This is a genomic window from uncultured Tateyamaria sp. (assembly GCF_947494755.1).
GTDB lineage: Bacteria > Pseudomonadota > Alphaproteobacteria > Rhodobacterales > Rhodobacteraceae > Tateyamaria.
In genome coordinates, this window is record NZ_CANLVZ010000016.1 from 1 (window position 1) to 16,034 (window position 16,034).

12 protein-coding genes are annotated in these 16,034 nt (G+C 57.9%); 10 read left to right on the plus strand and 2 right to left on the minus strand.

Annotated features, from left to right (window positions below):
• Positions 1–325 precede the first annotated feature (325 nt).
• Together Q0908_RS17040 and Q0908_RS17045 are read right to left on the minus strand one after the other, a co-directional pair.
• Positions 326–1,480 (minus strand): polysaccharide biosynthesis/export family protein, encoded by a 1,155-nt coding sequence (locus Q0908_RS17040; RefSeq protein WP_299287332.1) that lies wholly within the window; start codon positions 1,478–1,480, stop codon positions 326–328.
• Between the two features lie 554 nt (positions 1,481–2,034).
• Complete coding sequence (locus tag Q0908_RS17045; protein WP_299287335.1) at positions 2,035–2,262, minus strand: hypothetical protein; 228 nt, start codon at positions 2,260–2,262, stop codon at positions 2,035–2,037.
• A 300-nt stretch (positions 2,263–2,562) separates the two neighbouring features.
• Here Q0908_RS17045 and Q0908_RS17050 point away from each other — a divergent pair, with 300 nt between their 5' ends.
• The 10 genes from Q0908_RS17050 to Q0908_RS17095 all read left to right on the plus strand — a co-directional run bounded on the left by Q0908_RS17050 (position 2,563) and on the right by Q0908_RS17095 (position 16,034).
• On the plus strand, positions 2,563–3,819 hold the full coding sequence (locus tag Q0908_RS17050) for a glycosyltransferase family 4 protein (RefSeq protein WP_299287338.1): 1,257 nt from the start codon (positions 2,563–2,565) through the stop codon (positions 3,817–3,819).
• 265 nt (positions 3,820–4,084) lie between these two features.
• Entirely contained in the window at positions 4,085–6,139 is a 2,055-nt protein-coding gene (locus Q0908_RS17055; RefSeq protein ID WP_299287341.1) for a right-handed parallel beta-helix repeat-containing protein, read from the plus strand.
• Positions 6,140–6,519: 380 nt separating this feature from the next.
• Positions 6,520–7,659 carry a Coenzyme F420 hydrogenase/dehydrogenase, beta subunit C-terminal domain gene (locus Q0908_RS17060; protein WP_299287344.1) on the plus strand — a complete coding sequence of 380 codons (1,140 nt, stop codon included), beginning with the start codon at positions 6,520–6,522 and terminating at the stop codon, positions 7,657–7,659.
• Positions 7,660–7,719: 60 nt separating this feature from the next.
• Positions 7,720–9,615: a hypothetical protein gene (locus Q0908_RS17065; RefSeq protein ID WP_299287347.1), complete on the plus strand. Its 1,896-nt coding sequence runs from the start codon at positions 7,720–7,722 to the stop codon at positions 9,613–9,615.
• Positions 9,605–10,990, plus strand: a complete 1,386-nt coding sequence (locus Q0908_RS17070) for a hypothetical protein (protein ID WP_299287350.1) — start codon at positions 9,605–9,607, stop codon at positions 10,988–10,990. Before Q0908_RS17065 ends, Q0908_RS17070 begins: the two co-directional genes overlap by 11 nt.
• Positions 10,987–11,886: a sulfotransferase gene (locus Q0908_RS17075; RefSeq protein ID WP_299287353.1), complete on the plus strand. Its 900-nt coding sequence runs from the start codon at positions 10,987–10,989 to the stop codon at positions 11,884–11,886. The genes Q0908_RS17070 and Q0908_RS17075 overlap by 4 nt, the downstream gene beginning before the upstream one ends.
• Positions 11,887–11,909: 23 nt before the next feature.
• Positions 11,910–12,941 (plus strand): glycosyltransferase family 2 protein, encoded by a 1,032-nt coding sequence (locus Q0908_RS17080; protein WP_299287356.1) that lies wholly within the window; start codon positions 11,910–11,912, stop codon positions 12,939–12,941.
• Between the two features lie 140 nt (positions 12,942–13,081).
• Positions 13,082–13,582 (plus strand): acyltransferase, encoded by a 501-nt coding sequence (locus Q0908_RS17085; RefSeq protein WP_299287359.1) that lies wholly within the window; start codon positions 13,082–13,084, stop codon positions 13,580–13,582.
• Complete coding sequence (locus Q0908_RS17090; RefSeq protein ID WP_299287362.1) at positions 13,579–14,472, plus strand: glycosyltransferase; 894 nt, start codon at positions 13,579–13,581, stop codon at positions 14,470–14,472. Before Q0908_RS17085 ends, Q0908_RS17090 begins: the two co-directional genes overlap by 4 nt.
• Before the next feature lie 143 nt (positions 14,473–14,615).
• Positions 14,616–16,034 (plus strand): oligosaccharide flippase family protein, encoded by a 1,419-nt coding sequence (locus tag Q0908_RS17095; protein WP_299287364.1) that lies wholly within the window; start codon positions 14,616–14,618, stop codon positions 16,032–16,034.

Consider the following 16,034-nt stretch of genomic DNA (forward strand, 5'->3'; position numbering starts at 1 on the left):
CGGTAGATCGTCTCCTGGCAGACGCGCAGCGCAGCACCTTCATGGATCATTCGGTTGCCGATCTGCTCAGGCGTCCAACCTTGTTTGATCCGCTCAATGACACGCCTGCACAGATCGGGGTGCCGGGTCAGTTTGCGTTGCGTGGAACGGCGTTGCAGCGTGCGCTCGCTCACAACCACGCATCCCATGTCTGCTCACCCTCATCGATTTTTGAGGGCAGAGTGACATTCTTGAATTGCTCATGGGTGACATTTTAGCTTTGCGGCTACATACACTTTAGCCCTGTAACCATAGTTATGTAAAATAATTTAGTGGATGAACGCGGTTACTGCTCAAACGTCAGTGTCACCGTGATCAAATCACCCGGTTGAATTGCGATATCATCCTCAGCGGCGTTTTCAATGACTTGCCCGTCAGACCGGGTGATCGTGACGGCCAAAGCGGGGCCTGCGTCATCCACCACAAATCCCGCATTCAACGATTGCAGTTCTTCCAGCACGCCCACCATTTCGGCGCTGATCTGCGTGTGCCGGGCCAGTACGTCGCTCAGATCGTCAAGCCGTTCGAGGTCCACCTTGGTGAACATCTCCTCAAGCCGGAACTCGATTTGACCAACCTCCCGCTCAAGGCTTGCAAGTTCACCAGCGGTTTCCAAGCGGCGGGTCGAGGCGGCCAGCCACGCACGGCGCGCAGACGCAAGGCGGTCCACGGGCACCAACCCATTCTCGCGCAGTTGGGTCAGGCGATCATATTCACCTTTGTCGACCTCTTCACCTTCCATCTCGCGAGACAGCTGGTCCTGAAGGATTTCGATCTCCCGTTCGACTGCGACTTTTGAATTGCGCAGGAATGCTCTTTCGATGAGAGCAGAGCTTTGTTGAGCGGACAGGATCGACGTCTCCACATCCGACACGGTTGCATCGGAGGTATCGGAGGTATCGGCGTCAGCAACCGCGTCGCCCTCCGCGGTCACCGGCGCACTCAGCCGCGCAATCTTGGTCTCAAGCGTGTCGATTTCAGCTTGCAACGCCCGCGCGCGGGTGCGCAATTGCATGATCCGTGGGGTCATGTCCTGATCCAGCGACAGTGGCGTACCCACACCCCCAGACAGACCGATGGCCCGCAACACTGTTAAACCGGGCAGAAAATCGAAAGCGCCGGGCGCGCGCACGTCGCCAATCACATAGATCGGGACATAGCTGTCCACCTCGACCGATATGTCATCGGCGTTAATGGCAAACAGCGCCTCGGCACCGTTGATCCCGCGTTGTGTGAAAATCTTGCGGCTCATCTCTGCCGCGATCAGGTCTTCTCCGTTTGCGAGGGTCATGCCCGCAACCACGATGCGGCCTGCCAAAGGCAACGACACCTCACCGCTGCCTTCGATCCGCACAAGGCGGTCAAGGTTGGGCAATCCCGCGACCCGCACATCAAGCACATCACCGGGTTGCAGCAGATACTCGTCCGCCGCCAAAGCCACGGATGGACCCAATCCAGAGAGCAATAATACCAGGAACGACCAGAGAGAGAGAATACGCTGCATACGTGAAAGAGTGGAGCAGATAGGCCCGAAACACAAGTTGTGCACACGCAGAATAATCGGGTGATGCGCGGGGGGGCCCGCACGCATCGGCGATGTCTTGCCACTCTTTTCCATACGGTATCGCGGGGCAAACCACGGTTCGATCCGAGTGTGGTTTTTAGCCCTCACATCACATTTTTAAACCAATGCGGGTATCGGCGTTTTATTCATCAGTTTGGGTGACGGAACAGAGTGCAAAGGATCACAGCTGCACGACTCACTTGAGTGATCGGAAACCAGTACCGACCGCAAACGCAATCACGTGATTTGGGCCTCTTCCCTGCGCGCCTAAATACGATGGCGCAATCCAAGGTTGGGTTCGGGTCTATTAAATTAGTCGTGATACAGATGGGAATGTTGGCGGAGCGCCCGACAAGGATATTTCCTCAAGAGTGGCGCTCATCTAGGCGACCACAGTTCGGACCCGTCTTGCGATGATAGAAAATGCACCTCTATAAATCCCTGATCCGGCTTCCTTTTTTCTTTCCGGTATCCAATTTTGCGCCTCTTTTTTCAGATGAAGAAGCAAAATTCCGAAAAATCGCGCGAAAGGCGATCAGCCAGACCACAGCCAATATACCGCAGACGATGTAGCTTATGAAAACGGCCAAAACGGACCATCCATTGATGATGGCAACCACCAAACCAATTAGGCCGCCAATTATGCCGATAAAAACCATTGCCGCCGAACCACCACCAAAGAATGTTGCTGTCGCGCTCTATCAGAGCCACAAATCTGTTTAATTTAAGTTATTGAGAACAACTGAAGGCTATCCTGACGCTGATTTCCACCCTTTTTCGCGTGATCAGTGCGAAAAACGTAGCCCCTCCAGCGAATACTACTTTTGCGCGTATCCGCTGAATTGCTAAGCGACACGCCCGACCCCTCTGAGCGGAGGACCGCAGAGCGCCACGATCTCGTTGACCGTGCTTTGGCAGGTCTGCATGCTGCACCTGCATAATGGCCGTGGGAATTAAGGATGCAAGTTACTGATCGTCGCGTGCTGATCGTCGTGGAAAACCTGCCTGTCCCTCTGGATCGCAGGGTGTGGCTGGAAGCGACAAGCATGACGACCGCCGGATATCATGTTTCGGTGATCTGCCCGATGGGGCGGGGCTGGGACAAGGACTATGAGGTGATTGATGGCGTTCACATCTATCGTCATCCCGAACTGCCCGAGGCCCATTCCGGTGCCCGCGCCTATGCTCTGGAATACTGGACTGCGATCAAGGCGTGGTTCCGGCTCGCCAAGAAGGTGCGCGCCGAACAAGGGTTCGACATTATCCACGGATGCAATCCGCCTGATCTGATCTTTCTGCTGGCGTGGCGCTATCGTCTGGCCGGTGTGCGATTCCTGTTTGACCACCACGATGTCTGCCCCGAGCTGTTCGAAGCCAAGTTCGGCCGCAAGGGGCTGTTTCATCGCGCGCTGCTGCTTTGCGAGCGGCTGACCTTTGCCACTGCGGCTGTGTCCATGGCGACAAACGAAAGCTTTCGCAAAATCGCCATCAATCGCGGTCGGATGAAGCCTGAGGACGTGTTCATTGTCCGCTCGGCCCCCCGGATCGAAAAATTCCTGCCCGGCGAAGGCAATGCGGATTACCGCAAGGGCGCACAGACCGTATTGGGCTATGTCGGCGTCATCGGGCAACAGGAAGGCATGGATTTGCTTGTCGCCGCCTTGGACCATCTCGTCAATACGCTCAAGCGCGACAGCATTCATCTGGTCATCGTCGGCTTTGGTCCGCACGTGGACGTGGTCAAAAAGGATGTGGATGATCGCAACCTGTCCTCTTTCGTGACCTTCACCGGCGCGCTGTATGACGAGGAATTATTGGCCGCTCTGAACGTCATCGACATCGGCGTGGCGCCTGATCCAAAGAACGAAATGAACGACATCTCGACCATGAACAAGGTTATGGAATACATGTGCCTTGCAAAACCTGTCGTCCAATTTGACCTGACTGAAGGGCGCGCAAGTGCGGGTGATGCATCCCTTTATGCCAAGCACAATGACCCCGCCGAATTTGCGGAGTGTATCGCCAAGCTGATGGACGATCCTGCCCTTGTCAAAAAACTTGGTGATATCGGTCGGGCCCGCGTACTGGATACATTGTCCTGGGAACATTCAGTGCCACATCTGTTAAATGCAGTTGATCGGGCTTTCGAAAAGTCAGGTCACAAACGTGCACTGTCCAAGACAGCATCGGACGCCCCTGCATCGGCATCCCGCTGACCCGGGGGTAGAAACTCGACCATACGGAGATGGCACCGACATGCGACCCTCTGTAACGCGATACCCACTGGCAATGGCTTTGGTCTTGCTGTGTGGCAGTGCGCATGCGGATAGGTCCCCTCAGAGTATTGACCTTGGTGAAGAAGCGAACTCGATTAACCAAAATTTTGCGCCTTCCGCCCTACAAAATTCCCCTCTGGTCCCGATTCGGGGATCTCTCGACGGCCAGATCATGGGTCGCGACAACAAGATGGGGAAGGTACAGATGGCAGGCTCCGCCACACAGAAGAAGATCGTCGTTTCAACGGCGCAGGACTTGATTGAGGCGCTGGATGCGGCCACAGGCGGCGAACAGATTTTGCTGGCCCCGGGACAGTATGGCGAGATCGAGTTGAACCGGGCCACCCTTCCGACATCTGGCGGCCGGTTTGACGCGGCAGTGCACATCACCTCAGTTGATCCAGGCAACATGGCCGTCATCGAAGGGCTGGATATCCGGGGGCTTTCGAACATCCATTTCAACAGTCTGTCCTTTGCGCATATCCCCGAAACCGGCGATGACAAAAACGATGCGATTGTGCAGGTGCGCGCCTTTCAGGGCCTGGAATCCAGCGATATTTCCATCTCGGGTTCCGTCTTTGAAGGGCAGCCTGCCGCATCGGACATTGGCGGTGATCCGGCCAGCGTCACGGAGGTCGCCGGGCGTGGAGGGCTCATTCAGGGCAATTTTGGCGGTATCGCGGTGGCGGTTGGCGAAGCCTCCGACATTCTCCTTCATGGCAATGACATCACCGGCTTTTACCGTGGTATCAGCCTTGAGGATGTCACGGGTGTCACCCTGTCCAAAAACCATATTCACGATCTGCGCTCGGACGGCATCGTCGTGGGTGAAGTGCGCGACCTTGTGATCGAGCAAAACGTGATCCGCGATCTTGATCCTTGGCGACACAAGGATGCGCCGGGTCACGGCGATCACCCCGACCTGATCCAGTTTTGGACCACCAACTCCGATGCGGCCAGCACGGGTATTGTGATCCGCGACAACGTCCTGATCCAAAGCGATGCGGCGGGCGATACGTTTGCGCAAGGCATTTTCATGCGAAACCCCAAGGCAGAGCAGGACCCCGACAGCACCAGCTTTTTCTACAGCGACGTCACGATCGAGGGGAATGTCATCTACAATTCGCACATCAACAGCCTCGTTGTGGGCGAGACTGTTGGGTTGACCGTGGCCAATAACATCTTGATCCAGAATGTGGATGACGAGATCCGCTATGTCACGACACCGATCATTGCGATTGCCGAACGCTCGGAGGATGTGAGCGTCACAGGAAATGTCGTGCCCGGTCTCGCGCTGAACTACTCCACCATCTCCAATATGGCGACACTTGCCGAAGGGCGCGACAGCGGCTGGACCGTGACGGCAAATGCGTTCACCTCATTGGAAGGGGGCGGGACCGACCTGTCCGCAGTAGCCGAAGGCGGAACGCGGATCGACTACGCCGCGCTGGATGGTCAACTTGAAACGCTCAAGGCCGAGACGTTGGCGCGAGACACGCCGCCCTCGGATGATGAAGGGTATGACGACGCTCCGGTCGGCAACGGGATCGTCGTCATAGATATCCGAGACACCAAAGGCGCGCTGATCGGTCGGGAATGGCGTGACGTTGACGATGCGAAACTCTGGGACAGCAAAGTCGAAAATATCGATCCCACAACCGGCAAGACGACAGCCTCCCAAACGATCTGGGACAACGGCCAGCGTGACGACCGGATCTTCGATGACGAGGGCGCAATGGCATCCCGTCTCATCACCGATGACAACGACGGGGCGGCGTGGACATCCCACGCCCGCCTTTACGATCCCGACGGCACCATGCGCCAATCCGAAGTCATCATGGCGGACGGTGAGCGGCGGACAAACAGCTACACCGAGGCCGGTGAACTCTACGCCACCAAATGGGTCGATGAACACGACTCCGAACGCTACACCACCAAAACCACCATCTATGAAAGCGACGGCGCGTTCACCGTCACCAAACTGCTGGACAGCGGTCTTGAGACGATCCGCACCTACGATGCCGATGGGGCGAACCGATCCAAAGTGCTGATCGATCACAATGATGAATTTGACTGGACGGCCCGTGGGCTAGGCTACGATCCGAGTGGCAAGACGGTCTTTGAAACCACGCTGGATGATGGAGGATCGTTGAAACAGCACCTGTTCAATGGCCCGTCTGACACCCCATCTGTCGTATTGTATAACGACGATGCGCTTGAGGAATACGTACCCTGGGCCGTCGACCTGGAACCCATCTAGGGTGGCGATTTAAGACACGGCATCGCGTGATACGACTTGCGCGTCTGATCGAAAGCGATCTCCCCTAGGCCGTTCACTGCCTTCAGCGGGAAAGCCTCTGGGAAAACAACACGCTCCAGCACGCGCGCCTTACCAAAAATTGCCCGTTCTTTGTGCAATTCCAGCCGATGTCGCAGCGTCAATGAGCGGATTTTCGTTCGTCTGAGCCCCTCTCCCAGCTTTGTGCAGCACCCCGAAAGGGTTGTGTTACATCTCGCCGATAAGGGCGGTTGGGCAAGGGCGGTTCCATTCTGGCGATGTCACACAAACAATATGATTCGGATGTTTTGCGGCGGGTCGCATCGGCTGACATGTGCGCGGGATGTGGTGGTTGTGCATCGGTGGCACCGGCACAAATTGATATGGCGATGTCGGGCAACGGGTGGCTGCGCCCGGTGCAACATGCCCCGATTTCACCAGAGGCGGAGGCGCGCATTGCCGAATTCTGCCCCGGCCACCGAATGACGCTTGATGCACAAGCGCGACCAGACCACCGGCTTTGGGGGCCCATCATTAAGGCACGGACCGGCCACGCATCGGACACCGATCTGCGCCATCAAGGATCCTCCGGTGGCGTGATCTCGGCAATTGCCACCTATCTCCTGGCCTCCGGAGAGGCCGAGATCGTCCTTCAGAACCACGCATCAGCAGACAATCCGGTCGGAAATGAGCCGGTGCAAAGCCGCTCAGCGGCGGACGTTTTCGCCGCGGCAGGCTCACGGTATTACCCGTCGGCACCGCTGGCGGACCTCAATGACGCACTGAATAGCCGAAAGAAAATCGCATTCATCGGCAAACCCTGCGACGTCGCCGCGCTGCGCGGCATGGCCAGGAGTGACCCGCGCATCGACAAATATGTCGTAATCGCGATCTCGTTCTTTTGCGCCGGAGTGCCCAGTCATGCGGGGGCCATGGAATTGCTGGACACCATGGGCACATCACAAGATGAAATCGAAACCTTTCGCTATCGCGGCGATGGCTGGCCCGGCTATGCCACTGCCCAGCTCAAGGACGGCACGAAACGATCCAAAAGCTATGCCGAAAGCTGGGGCAGCGTATTGTCACGCCACATCCAGAAACGCTGCAAACTCTGCCCGGACGGCACGGGCGGCTTTGCCGATCTAGTCTGCGCGGATGCCTGGGAAACCGACCCGGACGGGTATCCGCTGTTTGAAGAACGCGAAGGCATCAGCCTGATCCTGTCGCGCACCCCGCTCGGTGAGGCACTGATCCAGCGAGCGGTCCAGGCGCAAGCCATCAAAGTTGCTGATTTCGACGCAGAACAGATCGCCCCGATGCAGCCGGGTCAGGTGCGCAAACGCCAATTCCTGTTGTCGCGGCTTTTGGCCATGCGTGTGCTTTTTCGCAAAACGCCTTATTTTTGGGGCTTTCACCTTGCCGCAAATGCAAAGCGGGCCGGATGGAAAGCGAATCTCCGCCAGTTTGCAGGGATGAGCTTTCGCGAACTCACAAGACGGTAGATATCTCAGGCGCGGCAGAGCCCTATGGACGAGGGGTCCGGGTCTCAAAGGAGAACGCAAGTGAAAGATGTAGGCATCATCGATACGGGGCTCACCATCAGCTTCTTTCAAGTGCTGCGCACGATCCGGCGCTGGTTCCTGCCCCTGTTTGGTGCGGCCGCCGTCATGGCCGCTATCGTGTATCAGATGCTTGCCCCCCTGCCCCCGCTGTTCACCGCAACGACCGTGCTGTGGTTTGATGAGCGGGAAAGCAGCCTGCTCGCGTCAGATTCAGCCTGGGCGTCGCTGTCGGATCCCAACACGGTATCTTACGTCAACGAAGTCGCGCCGATTGTGAAAGAGGCTGAAATCATGGGCTCTTTGCCGATCTACCAGCGGGTGATCGACGAGCTTGAATTGGAGCAACAACCCGCCGTGCTCAATTCCGGCAAACGCCTGTTGCGCAGTACGGTCAAAGACCGGCTGGTGTCGATCCTTCCATTTATGTCCTCGGACGATCCGGCGGAGGTGGCGACGCCAACGGACACCACAGAAGCAACGGACAATACCGGTTATCTGCTTGAGCTGGCCAAGATGCTGGGCGCGATCATCACGGTGCAGACCAACGAGTTGACCTCGGTGATTTCGGTCGAAGTGTCCTCGCCCAGCCCTGTGTTTGCCGCCGCCATCGCCAACGCCGTGCCGCAGGCTTACGTCGACGAACACAATGAGCGCATCACATTTGCCAGCCGCTCGGTGGTGAAACTCCTGTCTCAACGGGTCGCGCAAATCCGCGAACGGCTGGAGGCCGAGACCGCCGAGCAGATATCGGGCAGCCTTGCCTTACACCAGCTTACCCGCGAAGCCGAAGTGGAGCTGTTTCGATCCCTGCTCAATCGGCTGAATGAAGTGCAGCAGCTTCAGGACATTCAGTCCTCGCCCGTTCAGGTGCTCACCCCGGCGGTGGTCCCCACCGAGCCCGCAGGCGCGAGTGCCTTTGACTATGCCGTGCTTACGTTCATCGGCCTGATGTTGTCTGGCATGGCCGTGATCGCTGGCATTGAACTTGCCAGCAACCGCATCCGCTTTCCCAAGCAGATCGAAAACATGAATCTCCAGATCCTCGCCGCCGCGCCCAGCCTTGATACAACAGGGTGGATGCCGGAGTGGCTGAGCAAAAGGCTGGGCAAGATCGCCGAACCACCTGCCCCCGATATGGCCCTGTTCAATCAGGCAATCCGGCGGCTGATGACCGTGACCCGCCCCAAACGGCGGGATCAATCCGTCTCTCTTTTGCTGACCTCCGCGTCTGATGGCGAAGGCACATCCACGATTGCCTATGCCCTTGCGCTTTCTGCCAGCCGCAGTGGCCTTAAAACCGTTCTGATCGAAGCCGACATGCGTCCCGGCGTGGAACACGAGGGCGGGCCGCGCGGTCTGGTGTCGTTATTGCGGGGGCATTGCGAAATCGACGATGTTCTGGTCGAAAGCCAGGAAGATGCAGGTGTGTCCCTGTGGATTTTGCCAGCCAGCGAGACGGTCGACTATTCGGCCGAGCTGTTGGCCTCGCAATCCATGGAGAACCTCATGCGCGAATTGCCAACGGTTTTCGACGTGATCATCATCGACTCGGCCCCCGTTCTGCACAGCGCAGATGCCGAGGTGTTGGCGACCCTCACGGACGGGGTGGTGTTGGTTGCAGGCTTTGGCACCCGGCAAAAGCGGCTGGAGTCGGCCATCGAGCTTTTGGACAGGGATTGCGACAATTTGTTGGGCGCGTTCGTGAACAATGCACCACCGCAATTCTTCAGCGACCTTTACGGCAAGGCAGAAAGCGGAGCAGGCTGGCTGCGTCGCAAGCCCAGAACACGCGCGCGCGGCATACATGACGCCGTGTCCACCCAACTGGCGCAAACGGGCAATGTGACGTCAATCGAACGCCATGCCCAAGCCAAGGGACGGCCGGGTGTCAGTTGAAACGCTGAAGGCAAGACGGTTCGGCACAACCCCGCACCGCAGGACACCGACCAGGCTGACAAAACAAGCCCTGCCGGTGTTTCTGGCGATCTACCTGATCGCCATCTTCGTGCCGTTCCAGCTCAGCATCGGACCAATCGTGTTGTCCGCAAGCCGGGCCATCCTTTTGTTCCTCCTGCCATTTCTGGTGCGGCTTTTGCTGGTCGGCAATGCGGGCAAAATCATCCTGTCGGACATCCTTTTCGGGCTCTATTGCCTGTGGATTGTGATCAGCATGACCGAAAATCACGGGCTCATCCCGTCGATTGAATATGTCGGGATCGCAACCATCGAAACCATGGGTGCCTATCTGTTGGGCCGTTGCCTGATCCGGGACGCAGATACATTCGAACGCATGGTTCGCTTCATGTTCGGGATCATATTGGTGCTGGTCCCGTTCGCCCTGTTCGAGACGATCACCGGCTACAACCTGCTGCTTCAGATTTCGAACGCGATCATCCCCTCCCAACCCGAGGTCCCACCGCTGCGTCGCATGGGACTTGAACGGGTGCAGGCCACCTTGGATCATCCCATCCACTTTGGCATCATCATCGGCGCGATGGTCAGTCTGACCTATGCGGTAATCGGGTATGGCCGATCCCTCCTGTTCCGCGTCAGCGTGACCGCCATGGTCTTTCTGACAGGGTTCTTTTCGCTGTCGTCTGGCGCGCTGGCCATGATGTTCGTTCAGATCATGCTGCTGGCTTATGACGGCCTGTTCAAGCGGTTAGCCGAACGATGGCAGGTGTTTTTGTGGTTCGTCATCGCCATCGCCCTGTTCGAATACCTGACCGGGACAATCCTGCAATTCGTCATTCAGGACTTCGCCTACAACCCTCAAACCGCATTCAACCGAACGCGTATTCTGGGCTACGGCATCCAGAACATTCAAAGCAGTCCGTTATACGGGATCGGCCAGAATGAATGGGTCAACCTGCCGGGCATGTCCGACAGCGTCGATATGTTCTGGCTGTTGATGACAATGACGCATGGAATTCCAGCCGGCATTCTCGTGTTCGTGGCCTTTATCTGGTTGCCGCTGACACTGGTGCCGCAGCCTATGCCCACTGCGCGAATTCGAACTTACAAGACAGGCTGGCTGATCAGCATCTGCGGTATCTTCGTGGCGCTCTGGGGCGTACATGTCTGGCGCGAGGCCTACGTGTTTCTGATGTTCTTGTTGGGAAGCGGGTCGTGGATGCTGCACGCGTCCTCCCCCTCTTACAACCTCTATCCCACCAATCAGCCGCGCCGCGTCTACCGCCGGATGCCCGAGAAAATCTCGGCTGTTGAGCGGACCCAACACGCCCTGTCAGAACGAGACATCCCGCGATGAACAACCAGAACCTGCAAATGACCACCGAACGCTTGCCCGATTTCATCATCATCGGGGCCATGCGTGCAGGCACGACGTCATTGCACAACTACTTCGAGCTTCATCCTCAGGTCGCTGTGACAGCCGAGAAAGAGCCCGATTTCTTTATCGAGTCCAAATACGGAAACGGCCTTGATTGGTACAAATCCCAGTTTCAGGGTGAGGCTGAATTTCTGGGTGAGGCCAGCCCCAACTACAGCAAAGTCGATGTGTTCCCCGGTGTTCCCCAACGGATTCACGACCTGCTGCCGGACGTCAAAATCATCTATGTGGTACGCGACCCGGTCGAGCGGTTCGTGTCACAATACAATCACATGCTTGCCCGCGGTTTCGACTTGCCCGACCCTGCCGAGATGTGCGCCACGCCGGGTGATCTGCCACCGGTCGGTGTGCGCCTCGGCCTTGATCGGCCCTATCACCATATTCTGAGCGTCAGCAGCTATGCCCGCCAGCTGCGCGCCTATCTCGAACATTTCGACATGGGTCAAATCCTCGTCGTCGAGTTCGAGGCGCTATATTCAAAGCCCGCCAGCGAGTTGGACAGAATTCAGGATTTTCTGGGCCTCAAACGGCTTGGCCCCGCAGGCCTTCCCAGCCTCAATCGCAGCGCGGAATTGGGGCGCGTGCCCCTGCCCGTTTTGCGATCTGCGCGCGACACACGGATGGGAAAATGGATGCGTGATCGCATGACCCTGCGCACAAGGGATCGGATGAAAAAGCTGATTGCAATGCCCTTTCCAAGCCGCGAACACATTTTCGAAGACAGCCATCTGGCCCGTGTGCGCCGCGACCTCGAGGCCGACACCAACGCATTCAGAGACATGACAGATATGCCATTCGACAGCTGGTCGATTTAGCGCAGAACGAAGGAACGGACTTGATGGCAGATCGACAGCACAGCGCCGCGCCAACCTTGGCGGACCGCGACAGCGGTGACCACACGCTTCGCGTTTGGAACGGTGATGTGCCGGGGGCACCCACGCCTGACATCACCATCATCATCGTCAGCTACAACACCAAGGACCTCACTTTGAAATGTATCGAGACGTTGCTGGACTGCGGCGGCGACGTGCTGGCCGAGGTCATCGTTTATGACAATGCCTCCAAGGACGGCTCGCCCGACGCGATTGCGCGGGCTTTCCCCCAGGTGCAGCTGATCGCCTCGTCCGAAAACGCGGGCTTTGCAATGGCCAACAACATCGTCGCGGCCGAGGCCAACGCGCCCTATCTGTTGTTGCTCAACCCCGACACGGAAACCTACGAAGACGCGATCGTGAACCTGCTGACCTTCGCCAAGGCCAACCCCGAAGGCGGCATTTACGGCGGACGCACTTACTTTCCCAATGGGGATCTGAACCCGTTTTCCTGCTGCAACGAAATCACGATGCGCAGCATGACGTGCCGGGTACTGGGCTTGGACAAGATGTTTCCGGGCAGTGAATTCTGCAATTCCGAACAGATCGGCGGGTGGGAGCGCGACACGGTGCGCCATGTGGACATCGTCATTGGCTGCTTCTTTCTGATCTCCAAGTCGCTTTGGGACAAGCTGGACGGGTTCGACACCAAGTATTTTATGTACGGCGAAGAGGCCGACCTGTGCCATCGCGCCCGCAAAATGGGCTATCGTCCAATGATCACGCCCGATGCGCGGATCATGCATTTGGTCGGGGCATCCACCGGCGTGCGGGCCGACAAGATACAACTTGTTGCCTGCGCCCGCGTCACCCTGATCCGTGAATATTGGCCAGCGTGGAAAGTGCCCATCGGGGTCTTTCTGGTGCGGGCCTGGGTCGCAAGCCGATTTGCGATCAGTTGGGTCATGGTCAAGATTGGCCGCGCCGGGTCCACCCAATTGCTGGACACGTGGCGGATGGTTTGGCGAGAACGAAAAATGTGGCTTAGAGGTTACTAGAAAAAGGGAGTACGGCGCGTCCAACTTGGGGGGTTGATCGCCGTTTAGGTGCTGATTTGGCTAGAAAAAACACTTTGTCAATTCGACGACGGTTCTGGCGCCTGCTGCTGACCGTGTTCGATCCACGCGCGTATCTTCACATGTTGAAGATACTGAACTTCTACAACTATTCTCATGTCGCCCCGCTGAGAAAGATCAAGCAGGGCCGTGGCATCAGCATCAGCCCGAACGTCTGGTTTGCCGAACCCGAACGGATCGAGATTGGCGACAATGTGCATCTGGGGGGTCGCTGCATGATCTGGGCCGGTCCGACGGTGGCCAGGATCGTGATCGGGGCGGACGCCCTGTTCGGGCCAGAGGTGATGATCACCGCCGCCAGCTATCGTTACAATGATGGCCCCTGCGTGACCAAGCAGAATATGAACGAAGCAGACGTGATCATTGGCCGAGACGTATGGTTGGCAACCCGTGTCGTCGTTCTGCCCGGAACCACGATCGGGGATGGCTGTATCGTGGCCGCTGGCGCAGTCCTGTCGGGCACATATCCTGCCATGTCGATCATTGCCGGGGCCCCGGCCAAGGTCGTCTCGACCCGTCGTATCGACGATGCCGATCACCCCTTGGCGCACCAGCCCGAATGACCGATCCAGCGCCCATAACTCCGGCAGCGGCTGTTGTCATTCCGCACTACAATGACGTGGTGCGCCTCGATCGCTGCCTTGCGGCGCTGACCAAAGACCCCCTGCCCGCCCCCACCGAAATCGTGGTGGTGGACAACGGCTCGACCCAGGACCTGAGCCGGACATGCGCGGCGCATCCTGACATCACCTTCCTGACCGAAACGCAAAGAGGGGCCGCCGCCGCCCGCAACGCGGGGGTCGCTCAAACCACTGCGCCCCGCATCTTTTTCCTTGATTGCGACTGTGTCCCGTCCCCGGACTGGATCAAGACCGCCTACGACCTGATCGAAGGGCGGGATATAGTCGGCGGGGCCGTGGAGGTGTTTGATGAAACAGCCCCCCCCCGCAACGGGGCGCAGGTGTTTGAAACCGTCTTCGCCTTCAATCAAGAGCGATATATCGCCGAGATGAATTTTTCAGTGACGGCCAATCTGCTCACGTGGCGTAGAATATGGGATGACGTCGGGCCATTGATACCCGGCCTGTCCGAAGATCGCGACTGGTGCAACCGCGCCGTCGCCAAGGGCTATCGCCTGACCTATGAACCGCGCCTCTGCGTCGCCCACCCTACGCGAAATGACTGGGCCGCACTGCGCAAGAAATGGTTGCGGCTGACAGAGGAGAGTTACGCACTGACGGCACAACAGTCTTTCCGCCGCCCGGTCTGGGCCGTCCGTGCGGTGTTGGTGCTGATGTCGTCGCTGGCCCATGCACCAAAAATCCTGACCTCCCCCAAACTGGGATCCACCACCGAACGGCTGCGCGGATTGAGCACGCTGTTCCGGCTGCGCGCGGCGCGGATGGTCTGGATGATGCGTCAGGTCTTTTCAACGCCACTGCCGTCACCTTAGGCGGCTGGCCACTAACACTGATTTCAAGCGGAACGGAGGATTGAACATGCAAAGCCATAAATGCCAACCATCCTGCGCGCCCGCCTATATCTCTGAAGCCAGGACGCGCAGACCAATCCCTCCCACCGACATGGACGTCGCGAATGATCCGTAACAGTGCCTTCATCTTTGGTGGCAATATCGTGTCATCACTGTTTTTGCTGGCCCGTAACGTGTTTCTTGCTCGACTACTTACGGTTGAAAATTACGGTATCGCGATGACCTTCGCGATCATTGTGGCGGCGATGGAACTGGCCACCAACATGGCGTCAGACCGGATGCTGATCCAGGCCAAGGATGGGGATGACGCAAAACTTCAAAGCACGATGCACGGGTTTGAAATCATGCGCGGTGCGGTGCTTGCGTTCTTTCTGTTCATCTGCGCCACCCCCTTGGCCAACTTCTTTCAGGCCCCCCAAGCGGTGGATGCCTTTCAGGTTCTCGCGCTGGTCCCATTGCTGCGCGGCTTCCGGCATCTCGACATGTTTCGGGTGCAGCGCAAAAAGGACTTCAAATCCTTCGTTCTGGTGCCGCTGATCTCGCAGGGCGGGGCGATGCTTGCGATCTTTCCGCTGGTGATGATCTTTCCCGACTACCGGGCCATGGTCGCCTCGATCATGCTGCAACACGGTGCGTTTGTGCTGTTGTCGCACTACTGGGCGCAGCGCCGCTACGGGCTGGGTCTCGATATAGCGACCGCGCGGCGGGTCATGGCCTTTGGTCTGCCCTTGATGACCAACGGGCTGTTGATGTTCATGATCCTGAACGGGGACCGGTTGATCATCGCGAACCAGTTCGGGCCCGTCGAATTGGGCTGGTTCAGTGCCGCCTTCACCATTGCGCTGACGCCGACGCTGATCGTGGGCAAAACAATCCAAACTGTGTTCCTGCCCACCCTGTCGCGCCGGTTTCAGCAACAGCGCGGGCTTGAGCTGGGCGCGATTGCCGCTGTGCAGGCGGGCATTGCTGCGGGCGTCGGCTTTGCCGTGATCCTTGCGACCATCGGGCCATGGTTGTTTCGCGCATTGTTTGGCGAAGAATTTGATCAGGCTCTGCCCCTTTTGGTGCTGTTGGGATTGATGCAAGGCCTTCGGATCGCCAAGGCAGGCCCGGTGACCATCTCCATCGCGACGGCCCATACCTCGGATCCGCTCTATGCCAATCTTGTTCGTATCAGCGCGATCCCGGTCGGGCTGATCATCGTCCTGATGGGTGGCAGCGCAACGCATCTGGTCATTGTAGCCATCTTGGGCGAAATCGCATCGCTGATCATGTCGCTATCCTTGGTCAACAAGCGGATCGGCCTGGCATGGCGGACATGGATTCCGCTGCTGGTCTTTACCTCGGTAATCGGCGGCATGATTGTCCTGACCGCGCGCAATGTGGACCCGTCTTTTGCGTCGATCTTCGACACGGACCGCCTGGTTTTGCTGTTGGTCTTTGGCACCGGCTTCTTCCTGATCCGGGAGCTTTGGGAGATGGCCATGAAAAAGGTCGCGGTGCGGGACGACGCCGTGCAGTGA